This window comes from uncultured Fibrella sp. (assembly GCF_964250085.1).
In the GTDB taxonomy this organism is placed as follows: Bacteria; Bacteroidota; Bacteroidia; order Cytophagales; family Spirosomataceae; genus Fibrella.
Window position 1 is genome coordinate 1 of sequence record NZ_CAXUEC010000001.1, and the last position, 25677, is coordinate 25677.

Genomic DNA, 25677 nt, shown 5'->3' on the forward strand with positions numbered 1-25677 from the left:
CCTGCCGCTAGCGTTCATCCTGAGCCAGGATCAAACTCTCCATCGTAAATATGTGCGTAGCTACTCGAAAGTAGCTACTATGTTTTTAGCACGATTTGTGCTTTACTATTCTGCCAATACGCCAAAGAACTGATCCCTGTTTGATAAACTCGCTCACCGTTGTGCGCTGTTTCTATCGATTTGGGACTGCAAAGGTAGGGTGACAATTAGCTTTACGCAAGCTCTAGCCTGAAAATAATTTAAAAATCTTTTTCCATAAATGGGTAACTCACTGAACGTGGGGAAACTAAGGTTTCTTTTATTGTTCGCATCGATACCCAACGCATCAAATTAACCGCTGATCCTGCTTTGTCATTAGTGCCGGAAGCCCGTGCGCCACCGAACGGCTGCTGTCCAACAACGGCGCCGGTTGGCTTATCGTTGATATAAAAGTTGCCAGCCGTATTCACCAGCTTTGCGGTTAGCTCCGTGATCACATGCCGGTCTTTCGTTAGAATCGCTCCTGTCAAGGCGTATGGTGACGTCGTATCGATCAGGTTTACTACCTCGTCGAGATTTGCATCATCGTACACGTAAACCGATAGTACAGGCCCGAACAATTCATCACACATTGTTTGATACTTCGGATCACTCACTTCGATTACTGTTGGCTCAATAAAGTAGCCAACCTCGTCGCTGTAGTTACCGCCCGCAATGATCGTTTGACCATCGGCTTTTGCCTTATCGATGTAGCCCGTGATCTTCTTGAACGACTTCGCATCAATGACCGCGTTGAAGAGGTTGCTGAAATCTTCCACGCTTCCCATTGTCTGCTTGGCAAGTTCTTCCTGTAACTGCTCTTTAATGGCTGGCCACAAGCTGACAGGTACGTAGGCGCGCGATGCTGCCGAACATTTCTGTCCCTGGTATTCGAACGCCCCCCGAATCATGGCCACAACCGACTCCGTGACATCGGCCGTATTGTGTACCAGAATATAGTCTTTACCGCCCGTTTCTCCTACAATCCGTGGGTACGTCTTGTACTTATTTATGTTCTCACCAATCGATTTCCAGATTGTTTGGAATACGCCGGTGCTGCCCGTAAAGTGAATGCCCGCGAAATCTGGATGGTTGAAAATTACCTCCCCTGCTTCCGGACCATCTACATAAATCAGGTTGATCACGCCGTTAGGCAGGCCGCTTTTCTGCAATACGTCCATGATCACCTGCGCCGAATACGCCTGCGTGTAGGCCGGTTTCCAAACAACCACGTTCCCCATCAATGCGGCTGATGTAGGCAGATTACCTGCGATGGCCGTGAAGTTGAACGGAGTCAACGCGAAGACGAATCCTTCCAAAGCCCGGTATTCCAAACGATTCCATACACCCGGCGGTGAGTAAGGCTGCTGCGAATAGATCTCCGTCATGTAATGGACATTGAATCGCAGGAAATCAATGAACTCACAGGCAGCATCTATTTCTGCCTGATAGACGTTTTTTGACTGACCAAGCATTGTTGCCGCGTTGATCTTTGCCCGATATGGCCCGGCAAGCAGATCGGCAGCTTTCAGGAAGATACTGGCGCGCTGCTCCCAGGGCATCGACGACCAGCTTTCACGCGCCTGCAAAGCCGCGTCTATCGCCTGGTGTACATGCGACGCATCCCCTTCGTGTAGATAGCCTAATGTGTGGGCGTGCTCGTGTGGTGGCGAAACCCGTATCTTTTTACTGCTGAACACGGCCTCTCCGTTGATGCACATCGGCAGGGCCTGCTCGCTGGACTTGGCCTCTTTCAGCGCTTCCTGAAGGGCTTTACGCTCTGGTGAGCCAACCCGATATTCCTTTACCGGTTCGTTCTGGGGTTGGGGTACACCCGTAATTCCGTTTGTCATCTTTTTTAGTTTGTCTCCTGCAAACTTAACAAATAGCTACCCTGTAAGCGTTCTTTCGCGACTTACTATGATGAACGTGAACTGATTTTGGCTTTCTGTTTCAGGGGCTTTACCCCTAACTTGCAACCACTTTTTTGCTACTCGCTGCTCATGACCTTCTACAGTACAAACAGTTCGGCCAACGTTGTTTCCTTGCAGGAAGCCCTTTTCAATAGCCTTCCACAAGATAAAGGCCTTTATATGCCTACGTCTATTCCGCAGTTACCAGCCGGATTTATGGATGGTATTTCGAATCAGTCGCTGGCCGAAATTGCGTATAAACTAACCAAGCTCTGGTTGCATGAAGACCTGACCAATGAGCAGATCGAGGAACTGGTAACGCATGCTTTCCCCTTCGATACGCCATTGGTTGAACTGGAAGCCGGTCGGAAATATGTGCTGGAGCTTTTTCACGGCCCGTCACTGGCTTTCAAAGACGTTGGGGCTCGTTTTATGGCCGGGCTGATGTCGATCTACTCCGCTACCCAGTCTCGTGAAGTGCATATTCTGGTCGCTACATCGGGCGATACAGGCGGGGCGGTTGCTATGGGTTTTCACAACGTACCTGGTGTTCGGGTATCTATTCTGTATCCGAAAGGACGGGTTAGCCAGCTTCAGGAAAAGCAACTGACCACTCTGGGTGGTAATATTCACGCCTTCGAGGTCGACGGCTCATTCGATGATTGTCAGGCAATGGTGAAAGCTGCTTTTCTGGATGATGATCTTACTAAAGCGTTCTCACTTTCATCAGCCAATTCGATCAATATATTCCGACTCATTCCCCAAAGCTTTTACTATTTCCGGGCCTTGGCTCAATTAAAGCCTGACCACGCCCCGGCTGTCTTCTCAACGCCAAGTGGAAATTTTGGCAATTTAAGCGCTGGCGTTCTTGCCTGGCGAATGGGTTTACCTGTACAATCGTTTGTGGCAGCTACCAATCTAAACAAGGTTGTACCCGATTACCTCTTATCTGGACAATACGCACCCATGGCGTCACTGGCTACACTTTCCAATGCCATGGATGTAGGGAATCCGAGCAATTTTGTTCGTTTACAACGCCTTTTCAACGACGATTTCGAGCAGATGAGCCAGTTGATTTCCGGCCATTACTTCACTGACGATCAGACAGTTGCTGAGATGATAACGCTACGTGATAAGTATAAGTATATCGCTTGTCCACACACGGCTGTCGGGTTATTAGGGCTCGAAAGTTATCAACAACCGCATGTGGATAACTGTGGTATTGCGTTGGCAACTGCTCATCCGGCCAAATTCAGTCCGGCTGTGGATACTATATTCGGCCATGCTGTCGACGTACCTGAACGATTAGCTATCCTCTCTCAACGTGAGAAACAGGCTATTGCTATTCCAGGTACGTTCGCGGCTTTCAAAGAGTCTCTATTAGAACTGGCGTAAGTCTTACAAGGCACTAACCTTGTAGTGTGCTAGATGAATTAGATTTACCACAAGGCTGGTACCTTGTAAGACTTCAGTTTATCTGATCGCCACGTAGCTGACGTAGGCGTTTGCGAGCATCGGCGGCGAATAGACTTCCCGGGTACGTTGTCAGGAATTGTTGATAAAGCTTCAAAGCCTCCACAGTGTTCTTCTTGCGCTCATCGGTGAGTTTCGCCATCTCATACAGCGCATCATCGCCTAGTATGTCAAGTGGATATTTATCAACAATTGTCTTCAGGTTGGCAATTGCTTCGTCGACCTTCCCTTCTTTCACGTAGATCTTCGACTGTAGCCAGATTAACTCATCTGCCAACGTGTGCTTTTCGTACTTTTTCAACATGACGTTGATCTGATTGGTGGCTTCTTCCAACTTATTTTGAAAAAGCAACAGATCAATTGCTGAGTAGTCTTTCATGGCTGTTTCGGTACTATCCAGGCCTGTGTTGTCCAAGATCAGCATACTCAATTGTTCGGCGTCGTTGGCAATCTCCCGCGTCGTAGCCATTTTTAATACATCAAGTACCGATTTAGCCAGTGTAAAATCGCCCCGATAGTAGTGCAGCTTGGCGTTTTTCAGTTTGGCCTCGTAACCCAGCAGGTCATCTTTCTGTGATTTCTCAACCTGTGAATAAAGCAGGGTCGACTCCCAGGGCTCATTCTTCAGCAAATACACATCACCTTTATCCAGCTTGCACTTATCCACAAATAGGGGATCACTTTTCCCCATTGTGATCGCTTTATCCAGCATAACCAGTGCTGAATCTTTCTCGTCGAGGTAGTTTGCGTAGAGATTAGCCGAATTGCGAAGTGCATCAAGCGTTTTAGGCGTAATGCCTACGTCGCTTAAAACCCGCTGATAATCGTAAATGAGTTTCCTTATTTCAGCTTTCTCGATTGGATACACATTCTTCACCTGTTCTTCCCGGGCATTGATGATCATCCGGCGAGCGTAGGGGTAAAACGTGCCCTGTGGATACGTCTGAATTATATACTCGTAGGAGTCTATAGCCGTTTTATATTCCCGGTTCGTCATGGCCAGTTGGGCCAATTCGAACACTTTCGCGCCTGATAATTTCAGGCGTTTATCCATTGCTTTCTCTTGCAACAGGGCCCGACTAAACTTCTGCTTCTGGAGATAATACCAGGTAAGCATATCGTTGGTAGCAATCGATTCCGGTTCTTTCTGTACACGCTCGTAAAGGACCTGCTCTAAAAGGGGTTCCTCTTTGGTGTTGATCAGCGCCTGATAAGCACCCTGAACCCGCTCTCGCTGGTCGGGCTTTTGCGATAAGGGCAGTAGCGTCTCGATCCACCGTCTGGTATCGCCTTTTCCACGATATAAAGTCGCTAAATCCTCCGCGTGGAAGGTTACATCTTCTGTAAGCTGTTGGCCTCTCTGGTAGGCCTGAATAGCCCAATCAGCAGCATTTACTTCTTCGAACAGCTCGCCTATCCGCGCCACTTTTATTGGGTCGCCTTTGGCCAGGTCATAGGCCTGACCAAACTGTTTCTTTGCAGTCAGTGTATCACCCGTTTCCTGTGCACCGCTGCCAAGCAACAGCAATGCATACGTTTTCACGTTGCCTTCTGCCTTTGCCCACTTCTTGAGCTGACGGTCGGCTTCATCAGATTTCTTTGATTTCTTCAGGCTAACAACGTACCTATAGACGGTTTGCCAGGTCGGCCCCCCATTCTCTTCATTCTTTCGGACTTGCTTTCCGTACTCTGCGGCGGCTTTTTCAAATTCTCCGTTTTTGAAGTATTCATCAGCCAGGTCTTGCTCTGTTTGACCCCACGATAGCTGGCTGACCAAAAGCAGGAACCCCAGCAAAATCTTTCCACAAGCCCTATTTTTCATTTTATAGTTTTGGTTTCCAAACCTTTTTAATGTCTCTATTATGCCTGTGCATAAGTGCACAACATGGTTGTCCACTAAAATCTATGCCAAGTGTGTATAAGCTTTTAAAGTTATCCACGGGGTTATCCAGGTTCTTTTGGCTTATCTGGCTCTGTGGTAAAGCTTTTTACAAGTTATCAACATTTACCACAAATAGCCAACCTGTATTTGTGGATTAGAACTGTCCACATTTCTACGGGCTTATAACTTGTTTGGGAGCCGTTCAAAACCGGGCTGTTCTGCACATGATCTCCTGTGGATAACAACGAATTGTGTAGAACGCTTCTTTCATCCACATTCCGGTTTGTTGCTTTATCTGGTTATCCACAGTTTATATGATCTTTTCCACCTTATTCTCCACAGAAAAGTGGCGAAAAATATAGTTTTCATTGACCTTTTCTAATAAGCCAGATTAATGTCATCTGACTCGAAGTTTTGCTTGATCAGTATAATTCCCGGATAATAAATGATGGGCTCGGCCGGTATCCGTTGTTCATAACGGCCTGTGTTCCACATACCGTTGTTGTTGGTATCAATGATAAGCCGAAGCCTGTATTTACCCGGCTTTATATTCTTCAATTCATAAACAGGTACGTTCCTCAATCGCTGAACTACTACCTTTCGCTCGTCTATCAACTCCAGAATGTAATTGGGTTCCTTTGTTGTGATACGACCGCGCAGGACACCAAAGTTTTCTGGATTAAGAATTGGGTACGTTATAGTGGCTGCCGTTATCGTATCGCCCAACATACTTTCAAAAGCATCCTTGTTCAATCTGATTCGTATGAACTTCCGGGCTTTGGTAGTTATACTGGTCAATAATTCCGTCTGTTGCCGCCCAACAACGGACGTGAAGGAACTTAGATCAGTTGAAGAGAGGCTGTCGATTGAGAATTGAACCCGCTTCTCATTGACTTTTCCGATGGGTTTGTTAAACAGCAGTTTCCACGAGAAGTTTGGCTCTACAGCATCATTTGGCGACGGGTCTGGCTTAAACGTAAACTCTTCGGGTTTCTCGCGCTTACTCTTTTGCCGAAAGTTTATCGTATGTTTTATCTGATTAGTCAGCCCTAAGGAATCAATGGCTGTCAGCAGGATCGACAGCGTATCCGTTGTCTCCTTGGTTCGGAAGAATTTGATCTGGTTTATCGCGGGCTGAATCGACGGTAAACTGTCTTTCAGATCACGAAATTTGACGGAGTAGGCGGCTATCCCCTTATTCAAATTCAGGGTATAACTGTCAGATCGTGAGTCGGTTCGCTGCACTCTGATTGGCGTCGTATTCTGCTCGAATAACTGAATAGCCAATCCATTTACTGGCTTATCCAGTTTCACCCGTTCCCTCGCAAAGCCAATATCTTCTCCATTCGGGTTAAAGAGGAAGTTGTTGTTTTTGTCTGTAAAGGCCAGTACATCGTACTCACCAGCCTTTATGTTTTCGATAATAAACCGACCCGACGTGTCTGTTTTTGTATAATATACAGGCTTTATACGTTGGGCGTCCAATGTATCACGTGGCGTGTATAAACCAACCAAAGCACCTTCTACCGTCGTGCCTGTGGTGACGTTTGAGACGGTTCCATTCAGACTTAACGAATCTAATTGATCACCCGTACTGAACACCAGTTTCAGATTAGTTGCCGGGTTTCGTTCGCTGGCATCGCGAATACCATCGGTGAAACTGATGGTGTAGGTGGTGCTATCTTTTAATGGCTCGTTAAAAATCAGTACCACGCTTGTTGGCTTTGCCCGGTAATCGAACGTCATGCCGCTACCGGGCGTGATGATTGTTTTCTGAGGCAGGTTTTCCACGTTGATGTATTCATCAAAGAAAAGTTCGACCTGTTTAGGCTTTACATTCTTAGCTCTCATTTTGGGGATGCTAGCAATCAGCTTTGGAGCAAGTGTATCTTTTTTACCACCCGGCGGCTGGGCTATCTGAGCGCAGTTGCTGGCAAAAATGGCGATACATACCAATAAGAAAACGCCCCACAAGGAGGGCGTTCGGTAAGCGGCTGATTTCATTCTGTTAGAGTTTCCTGAATACATAGGTAAGGCTTGAGTAGTTACCTGTCTTGCCAGCAGCGTTGTTGGATCGCATACCACTTGAAAGGCTCTCGACATAATCAATTTTTCCGTCTCGATGTTTGGTACTTAGCATGGCAATGTAATACGCATCGAACCGCATCGGCAGGCTCTTTTGGAGTTTTAGACCGAACGTTTCAATTAGTGCTGTCAAAACAGATGGCGTGAAATGGTATAAATGTCTGGGTACGTCATAAGCGGCCCAATTGGCACCATACATGGCCGCATCTTTCGACGCTGGATTGGGTACAGCAATAACAAGATGACCACCCGTTCTGAGTTTATTAGACAGCATTGCCAATGTCTCGTTTAGGTCAGCTACATGCTCCAACACATGCCATAGCGTAATAACGTCAAGTTCAGGCAGACTCTTTATCTCGTCGTTATCTTTTAAGATTTTTTGGCTAACCCGTTCGCTTGCCAGCCGTCTCGCATCATTGTCGGGCTCAAAGCCAATGATGTTCCAACCTTTTTCCTGGCACTCTTTTATGAAAGCACCTGTACCACAACCATAGTCGAGCACCGCCCCTACCCCACCATTCATTGACTTTATCCAACTTTCCTTTTGGCTCAAAGCGTAAGAACGAACAGTGCGATAGATCGTGTCTACTATCCCTTTCTTCGTATCATCATGGGAGATGTAGGTATCGGATTTGTAGTATGAACCGATTGTTTCAGCAGATGGGCGAGGATTGGTAAATAATAACTGACACGAAGAACACTGCTGAATAGTGAACTGCTTTTGACTGACTAATTGATCCTGACATGTCAGGTACGGGGTAAACAACGTACCTGCACATGCCGGACATTCCTGTAATTCTTCCACGATTAGCGACCCATGTAAACTAACAAAATTGAAATGTCGGATGGGCTTACGCCGCTGATCCGGGTAGCCTGCCCGATGGTTTGTGGCCGAAGTTTCTTGAGTTTTTCACGCCCTTCAAATGATAACGCTTTAACCTTATCAAAGTCAAACATGGGCGTAATTTCCAGCGATTCCCATTTCGTTAGCTTCTCTGCGTTTTGCCGTTCACGACTCAGGTAATCGTCGTACTTGATTTCGATTACCGCTTGTTCCAGCGTTTCGTTGCTAAATGAAGCCGGCACAAATTCACCGGAAGCACCTACCAGTTCAAGCAATTGCCGAACGTCGACGGCGTCGATCTCTGGCCGTTTTATTAAGCTTAATACAACCGATTTTTCGCGTAATGGTGCTGAACCTCGGGCAACAAGCCAGTCGTTAACTTCGTCGGGCCGGAGCTTGGCCTGTCGGAAAATAGTGGTCAACTGCTCTATGCCTGCTTTCTTCAACCGCATTGTTTGCAGCCGTTCATCATCGGCCAATCCAATTTCGTGACCTTTTTCAGTGAGCCGTAGATCGGCGTTATCCTGCCGTAATAAGGTTCTAAATTCAGCCCTAGATGTGAACATCCGATATGGTTCTTCGGTCCCCTTCGTTATCAGATCATCGATCAACACACCGATGTACCCTTCCGACCGACTGATGGTGAACGGGGCTAGCTCGTGTGAGTTACGATGTGCATTGATACCAGCCATCAGTCCCTGACAAGCCGCTTCCTCATAGCCGGTAGTTCCGTTGATCTGTCCTGCGAAGAATAAATTGGTTACCAGTTGTGTCTCCAGCGTTTGTTTTAACTGGGTTGGCGGGAAGAAATCGTACTCGACAGCATAGCCTGGACGGAACATTTTGGCCTTTTCAAAACCAGCAATTTTGGTTAACGCCCGGTATTGAATGTCTTCAGGCAGGGACGTTGAAAAGCCATTTACATAGACCTCTACTGTGTTCCATCCTTCTGGTTCTACAAATATCTGGTGACGGTCTTTATCCGCAAATCGGTTGATCTTGTCTTCGATTGAAGGACAATACCGTGGCCCTAATCCTTTGATTCTGCCCGTAAACATCGGCGACCGCTCAAATCCTTCTTTCAAAACATCGTGGACGGCATTGTCTGTGTACGTAATCCAGCAGGACCGTTGCTTAGTTAAGGCTGGTGTGTTGGTGTACGAAAACTTGCCTGGATTCTCATCACCTAGTTGCTCTTCCATCTTCGTGTAATCAAGACTACGTCCGTCTACACGTGGAGGCGTACCTGTTTTCATCCGGCCTGATTCAAATCCCAGATTAATTAACTGCTCCGTCAATCCAGTTGCTGCCCGTTCGCCTGTACGCCCTCCACCGAACGTTTTCTCGCCGATAAATAAGCGACCATTCAGAAACGTACCGTTTGTGAGTACAACCGACTTAGCCCGGACTTCTACACCCATGGCTGTTTTGACGCCCTGTACACGACCATCTTCAACTAGAACTGCATCGACGGTATCTTGCCAGAAGTCAACGTTTTCGTTACGCTCCAGGGTGTCACGCCATTCTTGAGCAAACAACACTCGATCGCTCTGGCAACGAGGACTCCACATAGCTGGGCCTTTCGACCGATTTAGCATTCGAAACTGGATCATCGTTTTATCACTGATGATTCCAGACTGGCCTCCCAAGGCATCTATTTCACGAACGATTTGCCCTTTTGCCACGCCACCCATTGCTGGATTGCAAGACATTTGGGCAATCGTCTGCATGTTCATTGTAATTAGCAGCACCTTGGAACCCATTGTTCCAGCAGCATGCGCAGCTTCACAGCCTGCATGCCCTGCTCCTACTACAACAACATCATATTCATTAAACATTGGTGAAAATTTAAAAATGTTCCACGTGGAAACTTTCACAAAAACATGGAAAGTCAATTATACTACTTCGTGAGTTTCTGTAAATACCGATTAGACTCACGCTTATAGAATAAGTTGTATGCAGGCGAAACAGTTCGCAAAGCCTCTACTTGACGTGAGCGACTTTGTGAATCAGGAACAACGAAGGTAGGCTGACTAATCTTTTGTTGCTTAGCTGCTTCTCCCTGACGTTTGGGATCTTCTTCCTGCTGGCGCAACGCTTTCTCCGACTCCAATAGACGAGTTAAGATGTCTTTCTGCCGATTGTTGACGGCTGGATTAATACGCTTATTGACCAGATCCGTTTCCGTTTCATCCATCTTTTTCATCAAGTCCTGAACCTGCTCAGCTTGCTGTTTCCCGGCTTCGGTGCCTTTTGCCTTGTCTTGTAGCTCCTTGAGCATATCGCGAAGAACGCCCTGCTCAGCAGCTAACCTAGATAGTTCTTCCGATAGAGCACGGCCTTGTTTGCCACCTTGAGAAAGCTGCTGAATGCGCTCATTAAGCTGTTGTTGCTTCTCGCCAATACCAGGAGAAGGTTGATCACCCTTGCTTTTGCCTTTGCTCTTGCCCGAACCAGGCATCGCCATCGCGTTCATTTGCGCTTGCATTTGTTTGAAAGCATCGTTCAGCATCAACGACAAATTGTTGATTGACGTCATGGATGATTGCTGCCGGGCCGAAGCCATGCTCAGTCGACGCTCTTTCAAAAATCGTGAACTTTCGTCCATGTAATAGCGCATGTTCGTTAGTTCACGCGTGACAAAAGGCTGAATTTGTGGCTCACGAGAAGCCAACGAGTTCAAGCTGTCTTCCAATACTTTGGCGTTATCCTGCAAGCGAATCTGCTCTTGCGACAGCTTAAGCACACGAGGGTCTTGTAAACTCATACTCCTGAAATCACGCATCAACCGCTCCTGAGTAAACGACAGAGTAATCAAGTTATCCAGCAGATTACGAAGATCATCAAGGTTCTCGCTCATGCTCTTCATGTCTTGACCTTCCATCGACTCTTCCATCGACTTGGCCATGTTACGCATCGACTTAGCCGTTTTCTTCTGTGACTTAGCCGCGCTTTTCTGCTCTTTCTTATCAAGCTCCTTTTTCGATTCGCCCATCTGTTTCTCAATCTCCTCCTGCTCTTCCTTCTGGGTATCTGGTGATGAAAGCTTCTCTTTCTCGGCGTCCTGCTTCAGTTTATCGAGCTGTTCCTGTAGCTTTTTAAAGTCTTCTTCAGCTTTCTTCTGCTCCTCTTTCTGTTTCTCCAGAGCTGCTGGGTCCTTCTTAGCGTCTTCTTTTTCGTTCTTCTCGGCAAGCTTCTCCTGCTGTTCAGCCTGCTTCTCCAGCTCTTTAATCGCGTTCTCAGCCTTTTGGTCCTGCTGCATTTGCTTGAACATCTTCAAGGCCCGATCAAGCTCCTTTTCCAGATTACGCTCCTTCCGATTCAGCTTGTTCATGAGTTCAGAGGCACGTTCGTCCTGCTTCTTCTCCATCATCTGCTTTAGCTCTTCATATAGCTTTTTCGATTCAGGGTCCTGCATTTGGTCGAAAAGCTTTTGCAACTGCTCAAGCTTCTGCTTCATCATTTCCTGCTGCTGAGGATTCATTCGCTGTTGCGTATCATTCGTTTTCTTGAACTGTTCCTGCAACTTCTCAATCTCATTCATCAGTTCGTCACGCTTCTGGAGGATGTCCTGGAGTTGCTTCTTATCCTGAAAATCCGACGACTTCTTAGTACGCATTCGTTCTTCCAATTGCGTCAATTCTTTCTTGATAGCCTGAGCCGTTTTCATGGCTTCATCCATCTGCTGCTCTGTCTTGTCAGCCGATTCCTCCACCTGTTTTTGAAGCTCGTCAAGCGAAGGAACTGCAAACGTCATAACAGACGAACGGGTTGTTTTAGGGCCATGTACCCCATCGTTGTCAGCCACCTGAACGTAGTAGTCTAACTTATCCTTCGGCTGGAGTTTCAGGCTATCAAGCGCCCAGTTGTATACGTAGTTCTGCGAGGTAGTAGCCGCAGCAATCGGAATCGGACGTGTAAACGATTGTTTAGTTGTGCCATCCGCACGTGTAATGGTAGCAACCAGCTTCAAATTCGAAAAGCCATAATCGTCGGTGATTAGACCATACAAGCCGATGTAATTATAGGTAACGGAGTCTTGTGTCTTCTGAAGATTGATCTGCGGAAAACGGTCAGGAATAACCTGGATAGAGTACGTCAGGTCTCCCCCATTCCGCGCATGGCGGTTCATCAGATTCAGCGAATACGTACCTGACTGCAAAGCGCGATGGGATAAACCAAAGGCGTTGTCTTCAACTTGAGAAGCTCGAACCATTCCGCCTGGCGCAAACTGAACGGCTAATGAATCGGCATGATCAGCCAGAAATTTCCACTGAATAGATGTGCCCTCCGGTACGAGCAGATTACCAACATTCGAGAGTTGTTCGGCTGGCTTGCCCAGATAGGCTGGGTACGTTAACGATACGTCGAACGAAAGAACTGATGGCCGGTCAAGCAGCTCGAGCTGGTATGTGGGCGAGCTAAAGCCTGCCGCTGAGACCTTGAAATCGAGATCACGCTGTACGTTATCGAAGGTGTAGGCATAGGCATTACGGCCCACATTTTCGAGTTTAAACCGCGTATCGTTCAAGACCAGATAAACGGCGTCAGGAACGGCATCTCCTTCCAGATGGAGTTTGAGCGTAAAATCTTCGTTACGAAAAGCTTCCAGCCGCTTCGAATCCAATACAAACCGGAAGGGTGCTTCTTCAACGAATTCTTTATCAAACTGTACAATCCGTGACGAACTCTTGGTGAAAAACGCTGGGTATAGCAACAGGATACCGCCAATGATAGAAGCAGGAACCAACGCATATTTGATAAAGCGGCGGTTCTTATTTAACTGGATCGCCGACGAGAAACGGGTAATCAATAATTGACTCGAACGTTGCTCAATACTTGCTTTTAGCAAATCACTTTGGTCATTGGTCAGGCTACGGAGTTGAAGCGTATTCAGAAGTTTATCGCCAATCTCCGGGAAGAACTGGCCAATCTGCTGAGCGGCTACCTCATCGGAGATTGGTTTACGGAGTCCATACAAACCCATCACTGGTTTGAGGACGTACCCATACATGCCAGCCAGAAATAGCCCAATGTAACTGAACAGCATAATAGCCCGAACAGGCGTGCTGAAACGACCGTAATACTCAACGGTATTCAGAAGCAGGTACGTTGCCAGCAGAATGCCCAAAAAGAGCAGTGATCCTTTGATCAACTGATTCTGAAAATACCGGCGTTTATATTCGTCGATTTGTTGCGTTAATGCGGTAAAAGAAGATTGAGCGACCATGAGTTTAGCTGTTGAGCATCGAATCAAAATAAAGCAACACGTGTGATTTCAATAAGTCTTCCTGAGCAAGAATGTCGCCAGAAGGCAACGGTTTTAATAAGTCGAACTGCGGCCAGTTATCTTTATCAAGGCCAGCCGGTGCGTAATAGCCGGACTGGCTAAGAACAGTGCAAACAGCAACGTGCAGAAGGTCTTGCTTTTGCTCTTTCGAGAAACGCTTGGGTCCCCGACCCAACTCTTGCATACCAATCAGGAATAATACACCATTAAGATCGGCTGGTCGTTTACCGACCAGTTTTTCAAGCGCATCGAGCAAGTTTTCCCATTTGACATCAAGGGTAGATGAAGCAGCACTGAAAGGCATAACAAGTTGGTAATGATTGATTAAAATTACAGGATTTCCTGTAAATCGATATATAAGTATGTGTCGCTACAACTGAATAACCGGCTGCAAGTCAGATATAATTAGCTAGTAACGATAAAACGTTCAATCAAGATGATACCGTTTATACAATCTGCTTTCGAGAACCTTATTTATCTCTTTTACCCGACGCTCTGTGCGGGTTGCCAAACTATGCTGTACGGGGAAGAAAAAGGGTTGTGTTCGACCTGCCGAATGCAACTACCCCACATAAACACAGGAGAGGAACAATCAGTGCTGCTTAACAAATTTGGAGGACGTACCCAGGTCGACTATGTATATGCCTACGCGTATTTCACGAAGAAAAGTATTGTTCAACGATTGATTCATCAGTTGAAGTACCGGGGTAAGCGCGATCTTGGTTTCCAGCTTGGTCGCTGGTGTGGTCAGGAATTAATGGAGTTGAAGGGAATACCAACACAAGCAGACATGCTCATTCCTGTTCCAATTCACCCACGCCGCCGTCAGCAGCGAGGCTACAATCAGAGCGAATGGATTGCCGACGGCTTATCACAAAGTTTGGGAATTGTGAGCAGAACCGACGTTATGGAACGTACCCAGTTTGTTGCTTCACAAACCCGGAAGAACCGAATAGAACGCTGGAAAAATGTGGCGGATGTATTTCAAGTTACAAAACCAATTGCCGTGCGCGGACAGCATGTAATTGTTATAGATGACGTGTTGACGACTGGCGCAACGCTGGAGGCCTGCGTAACTCAGTTGCGTGCGGCTGGAGCTACAACCGTAGGCATTATAACAATAGCGGCCACCCGATGAGGAGTGGCCGCCAGGCAAAGAAAAAGAGAGTTGGTACTACTGTTTATTTGTTGAAGCCAACACCTGTCATAGCACAACGGAAACCGATGGTAGCTGTAGCTGAATCCTGGTCCATAAAACGACGGGTACCTGGTGCTAACCAATAGGCTACATCGCTCCAAGAACCGCCTTTGTACACACGAAGCTTGTCGTTGATCAGCGAGTTGTTACCCTTGCTGTCGTAGTTTTTCGCTTCATCGAGATAACCATTCCGACGTATCGGGTTAAGGTCATTTTCAACCTGGAACGTCAACGGGCGGTATACGTCATATACCCACTCATTCACGTTACCGGCCATGTTATAAAGCCCAAAATCGTTGGCAGGATATGCATAGATTTGCTGGGTGATGATAGCGCCGTCGTTTGAACGGCCGGCAATACCGGCGTAGTCACCACGACCCCGCTTGAAGTTAGCCAGCATTTGACCTTGTTTGCGGCCTTTCTTCGGGTTACGAACCGATGAACCATCCCAGGGGTAGATTCGCTGATTCGATTGGTTCTCGTCAACGTATTGCGTACCAATAAGTGCTTTAGCAGCATACTCCCACTCCGCTTCCGTTGGAATCCGATAGTCAGGCAAAATCAGACCGCTTTCCAGACTCGGCTTGGCAACCGCTGCTGTTGCTGTTTCAGCACCCTGCACGGTTTCGGCCGCTGGATCGGCCGCTTTTGATTTACGCTTCAGCGAGAAGCCCTTGCCGCTGCTCTTCTTGGCTTTACCACTGCCTGTTTTATACAATTCTGCATTAACAGCATCGGTCCGCCAAACAGAGTAATCGTTGGCCTGCACCCACGATACACCCACCACCGGATAATACCGATAGCCAGGGAAACGAAGGTACTGCGTTACGTACGCGTCATTGAACGATAGTGGATTGGCCCAAACGGTGGTGTCTGGCAACGCACGGGTATACACTTCTTCCGATGAATCGCGACGAATGGCATCCAGATATTCTAAGTAGTGGATGTTCGCAATCTCAGTCTCGTCCATATAGAATGACTGAATAGATACAGTTCGCTCACGGTTGTCGCGTGAGTTTACTACATCTTCTTCCAGTGCACCCAATGTAAAGCGACCACCTTCAATATAAACAAGGTTCGGTCCGGCTTTCGGTCCAGCAAATTTCTTAACCTGGAAACCTTCCTTCTGATTGTAGGCAATGCCCGTTGCTGTACTTGTTTTACCCGGCTTTACGCTCGTCGGGTGTTTGGTCTTACAGGCTGCCATGGCGGCCGTTGCGAGGAGCACGAGAGCCGCGCGTTTCAGGTGATACTTCTGAATCATTGTTGTGTATTGTGTGCAGGCTTTAACTACAGTAGCAGGACATAAAGAAGCGGGAAGCAAGAATTAAACGGATAAATAACTTGCTTCGTATATTCCAGCGTCTTGCGACATACGTCTAAAATCAGGTATTACTCAGTTAGTTTTTCGAGAATCTTGTCCATCTGATCAATGTTGGTCACGGTCTGATGGGTAAAGATCAATCGGTTTTTGACGTCTTTAAGCGAGCACTCTTTTGGGTGCGCCTTGATGTAGTCAATTACCTTGCCAAAGCGGTCTGATGAAAAGAAGCTATCAGCTCGATTGTCTTTCTCGGAAGAAACGAAGGTTCCCTTCAAAATCGTATTCTTAAGTGTCAGTTTTTCAAGGTGTAGCTCTTCTGCCTTCCAGCGAACAGACACCATTTTAAACAAATTCTCAACCCCACGAGGAACAGGACCGAACCGATCAGCTACTTCTTTCTTAAAAGCCTGTAATTCAGCTTTGTCCTTGATGCTATCCAAACGGGTGTACAAAGATAAACGCTCGGAGATGTTCGTCACGTATGATTCTGGGATCATCACCTCCAAATCGGTTTCAATAATAGTATCCGGTAACAGCGGCCTGAAGACATCGGGTGTATCCATGAACAGTTCCTTGAATTCCGTTTCGCGCAGTTCCTGTACGGCTTCATCCAGAATCTGATGGTACATCTCATAACCAAGGTCGTTCACGAAACCGCTTTGCTCTGCGCCCAATAGGTTACCCGCTCCACGAATGTCGAGGTCACGCATGGCGATCTTGAAGCCTTCGCCGAGGTCCGAGAAGTCCTCAAGCGTTTGCAGCCGCTTACGGGCGTCAGAAGACAATACAGAGGCTGGCGGCGTAAGCAAGTAACAGAATGCCTTCTTGTTCGACCGCCCTACCCGACCGCGCATCTGATGCACATCCGACAGGCCGAAGTTCTGCGCCTGATTGATGAGTATCGTATTGGCGTTCGAAATATCCAAGCCAGACTCAATGATGTTGGTTGACACCAGTACGTCTGTTTCGCCTTCAATGAACCGGGTCATTACTTTCTCCAGCCGGTCGCCTTCCATTTGTCCGTGGGCAACACCTATCCGCGCATCAGGCACCAGCCGTTTAATCATATTGCCCATCGACTCAATATCGCTAACCCGGTTGTGCACAAAGAAAACCTGTCCACCCCGGCGTAATTCATAGCTAACAGCATCGCGAACGAGCGTGTCGCTGAAGGGGTGAGTTTCGGTAGTGACGGGCTGACGGTTGGGTGGTGGCGTGGCAATGACCGACAGGTCGCGCGCACCCATCAGCGAAAAGTGAAGCGTCCGGGGAATGGGTGTGGCCGTAAGCGTAAGTACGTCTACCTCCACGCGCATCTCTTTTAACCGATCTTTTGTTTTTACGCCAAACTTCTGTTCCTCATCAATAATCAGCAAGCCGAGATCTTTAAACTTGACGTCTTTATTCACGATGCGGTGAGTGCCGATCAAAATTCCTAGCTCGCCGGAAGCTGCCTGCCGCAGGGTTTCTTTAATCTGAGCCGTTGTCTTAAACCGGTTGATGTAGCCAACTTTCACCGGAAAATTTGCCAACCGATCTTTGAAGGTGTGATAGTGCTGCATAGCCAGGATCGTGGTTGGTACCAGAATCGCTACCTGCTTATTATCGGTCACGGCTTTGAACGCCGCCCGAATCGCCACCTCCGTTTTTCCAAAGCCAACATCGCCACAGACAAGCCGATCCATCGGGTGCGGCTTCTCCATATCATTCTTAACATCGGCGGTTGCTTTAGCCTGATCGGGGGTGTCTTCATAAATAAACGATGATTCCAATTCAGCTTGTAAAAAAGAATCATCGGAGAACCGATAGCCAGGCGCATTTCGCCTTTTCGCGTATAAAGCGATCAATTCGCGGGCAATATCCTTAACCTGCTTGCGAACTTTCGATTTTTTTAAATCCCACTCCTGCGAACCAAGTTTGCTCATCGTGGGTGGCCCACCCTCTTTTCCGCTATACTTAGAGATTTTATGGAGTGAGTGAATGCTTACCAACAGGATGTCATTGTCTCGGTAAATGAGTCGGATCGCTTCCTGTTCGTTGCCGCCATGATCGACCCGCTCCATACCGGCAAACCGGCCAATACCGTGATCGACGTGGGTGACATAGTCGCCCGGTTGCAGGGTCTTTAGTTCGCGAAGGGTTAGCGCTTTTGATTTGCTGAACTTGTCGCGAACCCGATACTTGAAATACCGGTCAAAAATCTGGTGGTCGGTAAAGCAAACTACTTTTAAGGTTTCATCGATGAAGCCTTCTTTGATGCCGACCTGAAGTGTTTGAAATTTCAGGAAGGGGTCGATTTCATCGAAGATCGTTTTCAGTCGTTCAAGTTGTTTGAACGACTCCGCAATCAGGATGTTGGTAAATCCCTTGCTTTGAAAATCGTTCAAGGCTTCGGCCACCCGCTTGAAATCTTTGTTAAACGACGGCTGCGGCTTGGACGGATAGGCGAGCTTATTTTCTGATTTGAAGTAAAACTTCCGGCCAAACTCAACGGTCGTAAATCCTTTTACATGATTCAGAAACGTCCGGCGTGTTTCAAACAATGTTTCAGGATCGTCGACAACCTGAATATTTCCGCCGACTCCTACCACCTGTGCCAGACTTTCTTCGGCCCGCTCGAAGCACTTCTCAACGATTTCGAGGGCAAACTCAATGTCTTTGAACCAGAGGCAGGTTTCCTTTGGTAGAAAGTCCAAGAACGATTCGCGGGTCTCGTGCGTCAGCCGGGTTTGTACGTTCGGGATGATGCTGATCAGGTCGAGACGGTCGGTTGAGAGCTGGGTTTCGGGGTTGAAATGGCGCAGGCTTTCGACTTCATCGCCAAACAGTTCGATGCGATACGGAAATTCGGAAGCAAACGAAAACACGTCGATGATACCACCCCGAACGGAGAATTGACCGGCTTCATACACGAAGTCAGTTTTCTCGAATTCATAAGTTTGCAGCATCTCAGAAATGAAATTCGTATCGAGCCGATCTCCAGCACGTACGGTCAGCGTATTTGCCTTCAGCGATCGTCTGTTGATCACTTTCTCGAATATGGCCTCCGGGTACGTTACAATGAGGTTGGGCAGTGCTCCACCAGGTTGCTTGTTGGCCAGTGAGTTACCCCCCAAATTGATACGGTTTAATACTTCAGCCCGCATGAGCACATTGGCATTCTCAACTTCTTCGTACTGATACGGTTTCTTGTACGACATCGGAAACATCAGTACGTTACTAGACGTATCAACGGAGCTAGTAGCCCGATCACGGTCTGATAATTCAGTAACGCCAAGCAGGTTTTGGAGGTCGTTGAAGAAGTAAGACGCCTCTTCTTTATCAGTCAGTACAAAGAGGTGGTTGCCGCCGGTTTGCTTCGTCAACGTAGCAGCCAGCATAGCGTCCAGGCTTCCGGTTATGCCTTTCACCTGAATGCGTGTAGGGTCAGTCTTACTGCGGCTAAGCAGTGGTTGCGCCAGGATGTTAATGAACGGATCGTCGGCGTAAAGCGATAAAAGAGCAGTGGTTGTCAAGGCGTAAAAACAGGTCTGCGAGAACACGAAAAGCCGCCGGGCGATAAAACCCGGCGGCATAAAAAGAACAGCAATTCGAGCCAATTTGTTGCTGTAACGAGGGTATCAGGCCGCATTTTGGCGTAGAAAAGATGCGGAATGGCTGGCCCTGCTTAAAGGACGTGTTACGGCAATAAACCCCTACCCTACCGTTTCAAACGCGATGCCTTCCTGCTCAATCAGGGATTCAATGCGGGGGCTGGTCTCGAAAACGATTGAGAGTTCTTTCTTATCAGCCATATCGGTCTCATCGTCGGCCATCCACTTCCAGTCTTCGGCGGTTGCTTCGAGAATGGCCAGCACAGAAGCTACCTTTTTCGGGTCGCGCTCCTGACTGATCAATTGATCGGTGTTGGTGAAATAAAGAACGATCTTCTCATCTTCCAGCCATTGTAAATCGTTCAGCGCATCGTTTAACGCGTCGAGATTGTTGCCAAAATCGGGGAACTCCAGCACATCGGCTATCTGATCGTAAAACTGGCGCAGCGTGCGGGCTTTACTCCCATCGATATGAGCCACAAAGTGATCTGGAAAGCGCTCGGCCAGAGCCGGTTCAGATGAAGAAAGAATGAAGTTAGCAGCCATAGTATGAGGTTTGCGGTTTTTGGCGTAACTCCTAAATCCCCTGAAGGAGACTTTTGCACTGCTGATCGAAGCTTTTTAAGTAGTAGCGCTAAGTCTCCTTCAGAGGATTTAGGGGTTACGCCAAAAACCCATTTATTTCACTTCCACGAATGTGTTATAATGATCATTTGTATACCAGGCGCGGTTGTCTGAGCCAATGATCAATCGCTCGGTACCCCGGTTGCGGCCCTGAACTTTCGGGTTAACATCCCATTCCTGATACTGAATGGGTTTTCCGCCGGTGTCTGAACGAGGGAGGTGATTTTCGAAATTTCCGAATCGACGTCCGCCAACGTATCCGTCCATAGCACGCTTGTTGGCCCGAACGTAGGTTAATACATCATAGACTTTCTGCGGAATCTGCCCTGTCTGGGTACGTTCGCCTGAATCCTGGGTTACCCTGCTGGATTTATCTTGCTGGGTACGTTGCCCCTGCTGAAAATTGCGATCGCGATGACGTTTGCGGTGCTTCTTCTGGTGCGTCCGGGCTTGTTCGGTTGCTTCTGAATCCTGTGTATTCGATTGGCAATCAGTAAATAACGACGTACCTGTAAAGAGGAAAAGAAACAGGAAGCAGCGGCGGAGGTAGAAAGGCATAGGCATAAAAAACCTATAAGGTTGTCGAAGACCTTATAGGTTTAACTGGTCAATTGAGCGAGAACATCGGTACACGCAATGAGACGACATTGTTGAACATCAGTTCTGAGATATCGGGCTTCATATAGTCGATCAAGGGAAACTGGGCGATAATTTCCATCACATCCAGTTCGGAGTCGGCGTTAACGATGCACCACAATTTAGAACGGTCGGCGGCCAGCGAATAAGACAAAATGTGCCCCTGCTCCATCAACTCGTTAATTTTAGCCCGTTGTGCTGGAACCTTGGCCATAAATACCTCATCCATATTGGCTAGCGAAAACTCGACCATGAATTGACTCATAACGACTAGAAGTTAGGTGCCTGGCCCTGTTAACTGGCCATCAATACGGTATTAACCAAAGATAACTCATCTTCGTTAATTGTGTGCCCACCATTGGGATAGATTCGTGTTTGCACGGTGGCCCCCATACTGGAAAAAATAGCGTCTGTTTCCAGCACACGTGCTTTTGGGATGTGCGAATCGGGGTCGCTACAACCCAGCACAACTGGCGTGCCAGCAAACGTACCCGGATAGTCGCGGGGTGTATTGTCTGGCCCGATGACGCCACCGCTCAGACCGAAAATGCCACCGTAAGCTGCCGGATTACGCGCCAGAAATTCGAGCGTTAAACAGGCACCCTGCGAAAAGCCAAGCCAGTATATCTGCGTGGGTTTAACATTGAAATCAGCCTGCAAACGTGCTCTGACCATTTCCAGCGTAGTCAATGCCGACGACAGATAAGGCTCATTGCGTTCGGTAGGTTGCAGAAATGAGTATGGATACCAGGTTCCGTCGGTTGCCTGCGGGGCGACAAAGGCCATGTCGTCAGCGTTCAGGTACGTTGCCAGCGACAACATATCACGCGCCGAACCGCCCCGGCCATGCACCATGATCATCACGCGCTTGGCCTCTTCGAGCGGTACGCCAGCGGTGAGGTAATTGTTTGGGTTGTGAATCATTGTAGAAGATGGCCCCTATCCGTGGTTCTCTGTCCTCCGTTGCGCTGCCCAGGTACGTTACTGATAAGCAGGGCAACAGAGAAATGAAGACAGAGGGCTTAAAAATTAGTCAATTACTGGCAATACCTTCTCCAATTGAGCGCGGCGCGCTTCGTATTGAGGCGGCAACATCAGCGACGTACCCAGCAATTCGGGCGATTCGTCGATGGCAAATCCGGGCGGGTTGGTGGCTACTTCAAACAACACGCCACCCGGCTCGCGGAAGTAGATGCTGTGGAAATAGTTGCGATCCTGCACGGGCGTTACCTGATAATTAGCCTCGGCCAACTGGTGCTGAATAGTCAACTGCGTTTCGTCGGTATCGGTCGAAAAAGCAACGTGATGGACCGAACCAGCGCCTTGTAAGCCACGAACCGGGTTGGGCGATACGTGAATGTCGACGTATTTGCCTGACCCTCCTACCCCGGCTTCGTAACGGAACAGACCAGGCTCTTCGGCTACCAGTCGGTGCTGCATGATGCCCGTCAGTAACTCAACCGTCCGGTCGGGTTTCAACTGCTCCAGCGTGACCGTGTGGAAGCCCCGAACAGCGTTTTCGGGCGTTATCTGACCATTACTATACCCCGGACGCGTGTCGGCATCGGTGAAGACGAGTTCAACGCCCATGCCGTCGAAATCTTCGAAACGCACATACATTTCGTCGAAGCGTTTGTTGGGTCCGGCATACGCAATCTGGAACTGATGCAACCGATCGAGCCAGAAACTCATCCCTGCTACAGGTACCGAGAATGCGGTGTAGGTCAACTGACCAACGCCTTTCCGGCCGCGTGGAATGTTGCCGTATGGGAATGACGTGTAGATAGTGCCGGGTGAACCCGTTTCGTCGCCATAATACAAGTGGTACACGTCCGGCGCGTCGAAGTTGACGGTTTTTTTCAGGAGTCTCAGCCCTAATACATTTCTGTAAAAGTCAACGTTGCGATGCGTATCACCGGCAATGGCGGTGACGTGGTGAAGGCCGTTAATCAGCGTGCTCATGGTCTGGTTCTTTTTATTTTCAACTGTATTTAATGTTGATACATTTAATAAATCTATTTCGTTCATTACCAGTTAAAATTCGTTCAGGAGGCCCAAATCATAGGGTATTTAAACCACTGGGCCTGTGAAACGTTTACCCTTTCAGGCACTACACCACTGTCATTACATAAACAGGAATGAATCCCCCCTCTGAAAGCACCGAACGCCCGTTAGTAAGCAAGCGCATCGACGATACATTGTTGTCTTTATACAACGTATTCACGTTTGTGGGCCGCTTTTTTCGGGATGTTGCCTTGCCGCCTTATGAAGGGCGCGAGATCATCCGCCAGTGCTACGAGGTTGGGGTACGTTCGTTACCGCTTATTTCGCTGACGGGCTTCATCACCGGCATCGTGTTTACCAACCAGTCCAGACCTTCGCTGTCGCAGTTTGGGGCTACTTCCTGGCTACCGTCGCTAGTGTCTATTGCGCTCGTCCGGGCTATTGGCCCGCTCGTAACCGCACTGATTGCAGCAGGTCGGGTTGGCTCAAACATTGGCGCTGAACTCAGTTCGATGCGGGTAACCGAGCAGATCGACGCCATGGAGGTATCCGCTACTAACCCATTTAAGTTTCTGGTTGTCAGCCGGGTCTTGGCCACCACGTTCATGATTCCAGTGCTAACCATGTATGCAATTTGTGTGGGGTTCCTTGGCTCGTTTTTGAATGTGAGCGGTAATGAAGCGACCAGCATGCAATCATTCATCAGCGAAGTGTTCAACACCATTACTTTCCTGGACATATTCTCGTCGGTTATTAAATCGATCGTCTTTGGCTTCACCATCGGGATGGTTGGTTGTTACCAGGGCTACAATTCATCGAAAGGCACAGAAGGCGTTGGTAAAGCGGCCAACGCGTCGGTGGTAACCTCGATGTTCCTGGTATTTGTTGAAGAATTACTCTCCTTACAGATCGTCAGCGCAATTCGCGACATGTAGGTAAACCATCCCAACTAACTATGTCACAATCAGTTATTCAGATACACGACCTGCACGTTGCCTTTGGCGACAACTACGTGTTGCGCGGTGTCGATCTGGATTTATATAAGGGTGAGAACCTGGTCGTATTGGGTCGTTCGGGTACGGGCAAATCAGTATTGATCAAAGTCGTTGTTGGCCTGCTAAAGCCGGATTCGGGCACCGTGAAGGTTCTCGACGAGGACGTGACGGCCCTCGGTTCGATTGAACTGGATAAGCTCCGGTTAAAAGTGGGCTTTTCCTTTCAGAACAGTGCCCTCTACGACAGTATGACGGTGCGCGAAAATCTGGAATTTCCCCTGGTGCGAAACGTGCGGAATCTGACTCGTGCCGAAATAAACAAACAGGTTGAAGAAGCCCTGGATAACGTCGGCTTGAAGCAGGCGATCAACCAGGTACCTTCCGAACTGTCGGGTGGGCAGCGTAAACGTATCGGTATTGCCCGTACGCTGATTCTAAAGCCCGAAATAATGCTGTATGACGAACCCACGGCGGGCCTCGATCCGATAACCTGTACCGAAATCAACAGCCTGATCAACGAGGTACAGGAACGAAACGGCGCTTCGTCGATCATCATTACCCACGATTTAACCTGTGCAAAAACCGTTGGCGACCGGGTGGCCATGCTCTTCGACGGCCAATTTCAACGCATAGGTACGTTCGACGAGGTGTTTGCCACCGATGATGAACGCGTTCAACAATTCTATCACTACAATTTCACTGAATAATAATGGGTTCGCCGAGAATCCGGTCAATCTGCATTCCATTCAATACACATCCTTATGAAATCAAATCGACGTGGCGTTATAGTTGGCCTGTTTGTACTCATTGGTCTCACCATCCTGATTGCGGGCATCCTGTTTCTAGGTGGCCAGCAGAAACGGTTTGTATCGACGGTACAGATTAAAGCCGTTTTTAAGGATGTTGGCGGACTTAAAACGGGCAACAATGTCTGGTTTTCAGGCGTCAAAATCGGTACCATCAAACGCATCAGTTTCGTAGGCTCCTCAAAGGTCGAGGTGGATATGAACATCGAAGAAAAATCGGCGCAGTACATTCGGAAAGATGCGCAGGCAACACTTGGCTCCGATGGGTTGATCGGTAATAAGCTGATTGTAATCGTGGGTGGTTCACCAGCATCGCCGCCCGTTGAAGAGGGCGATATGCTACGAGTACGTGAATCGCTCAGTATGGAGTCGGTGATTGATACGTTGCAAATAACCAACCGTAACCTCCTGAAAATCACCACCGATATTGGTGCGATCGTAAATAAGGTGAAAAATGGCCGTGGCCTGGCTGGCCTGTTGCTGAACGACACAACGATTGTTCAGAACTTCCGCGGAACGATGACCGGATTGCAAAAAGCATCCAGCAATGCGGCGCAGATGACCAGTTCGCTGACTGCCTATACCGCTAAGCTAAACCGCCCGGGTACGCTGGCCAACGACCTGATCACCGATACAACCATCATGCGCAGCGTTCGGGCGTCGACGTCGAATCTGCAACGGGCATCTGTTTCAGCAAACGATGTAGTAGCTGACGTGAAACAGGCCAGTGAAAAACTGAAAAACGGCAATAGCGCGTTGGGCGTGCTGACCAGCGATCTGTCGGTTGGTAATGACATTCGTAGCACGGTTCGAAACCTGAACAGCAGCACGCAGAAGCTCGATCAGAATCTGGAGGCATTGAAGAGCAATTTCCTGTTCCGGGGGTATTTCAAAAAACAGGAAAAAGCGAAAGCTAAAGCAGCAAAAGAAGCCGAGAAAAACGGAACGCCGCTACCTGTCACGCCCGCCGATTCGGTTAGGTAGGTGAGTTA

19 protein-coding genes are annotated in these 25677 nt (G+C 48.2%); 5 read left to right on the plus strand and 14 right to left on the minus strand.

From position 1 onward, the window contains the following. Nucleotides 1–239 precede the first annotated feature (239 nt). The gene (pruA, locus tag ACFE8Q_RS00005) at nucleotides 240–1871 is read right to left on the minus strand and encodes an L-glutamate gamma-semialdehyde dehydrogenase (protein WP_375443295.1); all 1632 of its coding nucleotides are present in this window, start codon (nucleotides 1869–1871) and stop codon (nucleotides 240–242) included. A 150-nt stretch (nucleotides 1872–2021) separates the two neighbouring features. Here pruA and thrC point away from each other — a divergent pair, with 150 nt between their 5' ends. Beyond that, on the plus strand, nucleotides 2022–3326 hold the full coding sequence (gene thrC, locus ACFE8Q_RS00010; RefSeq protein WP_375443296.1) for a threonine synthase: 1305 nt from the start codon (nucleotides 2022–2024) through the stop codon (nucleotides 3324–3326). Nucleotides 3327–3399: 73 nt separating this feature from the next. Here thrC and ACFE8Q_RS00015 read toward each other — a convergent pair whose 3' ends face one another. The 6 genes from ACFE8Q_RS00015 to ACFE8Q_RS00040 all read right to left on the minus strand — a co-directional run bounded on the left by ACFE8Q_RS00015 (nucleotide 3400) and on the right by ACFE8Q_RS00040 (nucleotide 13809). Then, nucleotides 3400–5226, minus strand: coding sequence for a tetratricopeptide repeat protein (locus ACFE8Q_RS00015; protein ID WP_375443297.1), 1827 nt, complete (start codon nucleotides 5224–5226; stop codon nucleotides 3400–3402). Nucleotides 5227–5664: 438 nt separating this feature from the next. Beyond that, nucleotides 5665–7290 (minus strand): Ig-like domain-containing domain, encoded by a 1626-nt coding sequence (locus ACFE8Q_RS00020; RefSeq protein ID WP_375443298.1) that lies wholly within the window; start codon nucleotides 7288–7290, stop codon nucleotides 5665–5667. 4 nt (nucleotides 7291–7294) lie between these two features. Further along, nucleotides 7295–8176 carry a class I SAM-dependent methyltransferase gene (locus ACFE8Q_RS00025; protein ID WP_375443299.1) on the minus strand — a complete coding sequence of 294 codons (882 nt, stop codon included), beginning with the start codon at nucleotides 8174–8176 and terminating at the stop codon, nucleotides 7295–7297. A 2-nt stretch (nucleotides 8177–8178) separates the two neighbouring features. Next, nucleotides 8179–10053: a tRNA uridine-5-carboxymethylaminomethyl(34) synthesis enzyme MnmG gene (gene mnmG, locus ACFE8Q_RS00030; RefSeq protein ID WP_375443300.1), complete on the minus strand. Its 1875-nt coding sequence runs from the start codon at nucleotides 10051–10053 to the stop codon at nucleotides 8179–8181. Nucleotides 10054–10115: 62 nt separating this feature from the next. After that, a complete protein-coding gene (locus ACFE8Q_RS00035) occupies nucleotides 10116–13445 on the minus strand; it encodes a DUF4175 family protein (protein WP_375443301.1) in 3330 nt (1109 codons plus the stop codon). Between the two features lie 4 nt (nucleotides 13446–13449). Next, nucleotides 13450–13809 carry a hypothetical protein gene (locus tag ACFE8Q_RS00040; RefSeq protein ID WP_375443302.1) on the minus strand — a complete coding sequence of 120 codons (360 nt, stop codon included), beginning with the start codon at nucleotides 13807–13809 and terminating at the stop codon, nucleotides 13450–13452. A gap of 132 nt (nucleotides 13810–13941) precedes the next feature. On the opposite strand from ACFE8Q_RS00040, the gene ACFE8Q_RS00045 reads away from it, so the two are divergent. Then, a complete protein-coding gene (locus ACFE8Q_RS00045) occupies nucleotides 13942–14643 on the plus strand; it encodes a ComF family protein (protein WP_375443303.1) in 702 nt (233 codons plus the stop codon). A 43-nt stretch (nucleotides 14644–14686) separates the two neighbouring features. Here the strand turns inward: ACFE8Q_RS00045 and ACFE8Q_RS00050 are convergent, their stop codons facing one another. From ACFE8Q_RS00050 to ACFE8Q_RS00080, 7 genes are all read right to left on the minus strand, one after another. Continuing rightward, nucleotides 14687–15967 (minus strand): SUMF1/EgtB/PvdO family nonheme iron enzyme, encoded by a 1281-nt coding sequence (locus tag ACFE8Q_RS00050; protein ID WP_375443304.1) that lies wholly within the window; start codon nucleotides 15965–15967, stop codon nucleotides 14687–14689. Between the two features lie 128 nt (nucleotides 15968–16095). Further along, nucleotides 16096–19602, minus strand: a complete 3507-nt coding sequence (mfd, locus tag ACFE8Q_RS00055; RefSeq protein ID WP_375444342.1) for a transcription-repair coupling factor — start codon at nucleotides 19600–19602, stop codon at nucleotides 16096–16098. Between the two features lie 120 nt (nucleotides 19603–19722). Further along, nucleotides 19723–20166, minus strand: a complete 444-nt coding sequence (locus ACFE8Q_RS00060) for a barstar family protein (RefSeq protein WP_375443305.1) — start codon at nucleotides 20164–20166, stop codon at nucleotides 19723–19725. Between the two features lie 132 nt (nucleotides 20167–20298). Next, nucleotides 20299–20802, minus strand: coding sequence for a ribonuclease domain-containing protein (locus tag ACFE8Q_RS00065; RefSeq protein WP_375443306.1), 504 nt, complete (start codon nucleotides 20800–20802; stop codon nucleotides 20299–20301). 49 nt (nucleotides 20803–20851) lie between these two features. Beyond that, complete coding sequence (locus ACFE8Q_RS00070; protein WP_375443307.1) at nucleotides 20852–21145, minus strand: muconolactone Delta-isomerase family protein; 294 nt, start codon at nucleotides 21143–21145, stop codon at nucleotides 20852–20854. Nucleotides 21146–21174: 29 nt separating this feature from the next. After that, nucleotides 21175–21804, minus strand: coding sequence for an alpha/beta hydrolase (locus tag ACFE8Q_RS00075; protein ID WP_375443308.1), 630 nt, complete (start codon nucleotides 21802–21804; stop codon nucleotides 21175–21177). A gap of 105 nt (nucleotides 21805–21909) precedes the next feature. After that, complete coding sequence (locus tag ACFE8Q_RS00080) at nucleotides 21910–22842, minus strand: ring-cleaving dioxygenase (RefSeq protein WP_375443309.1); 933 nt, start codon at nucleotides 22840–22842, stop codon at nucleotides 21910–21912. A gap of 176 nt (nucleotides 22843–23018) precedes the next feature. Between ACFE8Q_RS00080 and ACFE8Q_RS00085 the strand changes: the two genes are divergently transcribed. From ACFE8Q_RS00085 to ACFE8Q_RS00095, 3 genes are read left to right on the plus strand one after another with little or no spacing between them, the layout of a single operon-like run. Beyond that, nucleotides 23019–23819, plus strand: coding sequence for an MlaE family ABC transporter permease (locus ACFE8Q_RS00085; protein ID WP_375443310.1), 801 nt, complete (start codon nucleotides 23019–23021; stop codon nucleotides 23817–23819). A gap of 20 nt (nucleotides 23820–23839) precedes the next feature. Further along, complete coding sequence (locus tag ACFE8Q_RS00090) at nucleotides 23840–24586, plus strand: ABC transporter ATP-binding protein (protein WP_375443311.1); 747 nt, start codon at nucleotides 23840–23842, stop codon at nucleotides 24584–24586. Nucleotides 24587–24640: 54 nt separating this feature from the next. Then, nucleotides 24641–25669, plus strand: coding sequence for an MlaD family protein (locus ACFE8Q_RS00095; protein ID WP_375443312.1), 1029 nt, complete (start codon nucleotides 24641–24643; stop codon nucleotides 25667–25669). The last annotated feature ends 8 nt before the right edge of the window (nucleotides 25670–25677 follow it).

Excerpts from the sequence above, each read along its gene's own strand:
- pruA (WP_375443295.1), bottom strand. The coding sequence starts at position 1,871 with ATGACAAACGGAATTACGGGTGTACCCCAACCCCAGAACGAACCGGTA.
- thrC (WP_375443296.1), top strand. The coding sequence starts at position 2,022 with ATGACCTTCTACAGTACAAACAGTTCGGCCAACGTTGTTTCCTTGCAG.
- ACFE8Q_RS00015 (WP_375443297.1), bottom strand. The coding sequence starts at position 5,226 with ATGAAAAATAGGGCTTGTGGAAAGATTTTGCTGGGGTTCCTGCTTTTG.
- ACFE8Q_RS00020 (WP_375443298.1), bottom strand. The coding sequence starts at position 7,290 with ATGAAATCAGCCGCTTACCGAACGCCCTCCTTGTGGGGCGTTTTCTTA.
- mnmG (WP_375443300.1), bottom strand. The coding sequence starts at position 10,053 with ATGTTTAATGAATATGATGTTGTTGTAGTAGGAGCAGGGCATGCAGGC.
- ACFE8Q_RS00035 (WP_375443301.1), bottom strand. The coding sequence starts at position 13,445 with ATGGTCGCTCAATCTTCTTTTACCGCATTAACGCAACAAATCGACGAA.
- ACFE8Q_RS00040 (WP_375443302.1), bottom strand. The coding sequence starts at position 13,809 with ATGCCTTTCAGTGCTGCTTCATCTACCCTTGATGTCAAATGGGAAAAC.
- ACFE8Q_RS00045 (WP_375443303.1), top strand. The coding sequence starts at position 13,942 with ATGATACCGTTTATACAATCTGCTTTCGAGAACCTTATTTATCTCTTT.
- ACFE8Q_RS00050 (WP_375443304.1), bottom strand. The coding sequence starts at position 15,967 with ATGATTCAGAAGTATCACCTGAAACGCGCGGCTCTCGTGCTCCTCGCA.
- mfd (WP_375444342.1), bottom strand. The coding sequence starts at position 19,602 with ATGCCGCCGGGTTTTATCGCCCGGCGGCTTTTCGTGTTCTCGCAGACC.
- ACFE8Q_RS00060 (WP_375443305.1), bottom strand. The coding sequence starts at position 20,166 with ATGGCTGCTAACTTCATTCTTTCTTCATCTGAACCGGCTCTGGCCGAG.
- ACFE8Q_RS00065 (WP_375443306.1), bottom strand. The coding sequence starts at position 20,802 with ATGCCTTTCTACCTCCGCCGCTGCTTCCTGTTTCTTTTCCTCTTTACA.
- ACFE8Q_RS00070 (WP_375443307.1), bottom strand. The coding sequence starts at position 21,145 with ATGAGTCAATTCATGGTCGAGTTTTCGCTAGCCAATATGGATGAGGTA.
- ACFE8Q_RS00075 (WP_375443308.1), bottom strand. The coding sequence starts at position 21,804 with ATGATTCACAACCCAAACAATTACCTCACCGCTGGCGTACCGCTCGAA.
- ACFE8Q_RS00080 (WP_375443309.1), bottom strand. The coding sequence starts at position 22,842 with ATGAGCACGCTGATTAACGGCCTTCACCACGTCACCGCCATTGCCGGT.
- ACFE8Q_RS00085 (WP_375443310.1), top strand. The coding sequence starts at position 23,019 with ATGAATCCCCCCTCTGAAAGCACCGAACGCCCGTTAGTAAGCAAGCGC.
- ACFE8Q_RS00090 (WP_375443311.1), top strand. The coding sequence starts at position 23,840 with ATGTCACAATCAGTTATTCAGATACACGACCTGCACGTTGCCTTTGGC.
- ACFE8Q_RS00095 (WP_375443312.1), top strand. The coding sequence starts at position 24,641 with ATGAAATCAAATCGACGTGGCGTTATAGTTGGCCTGTTTGTACTCATT.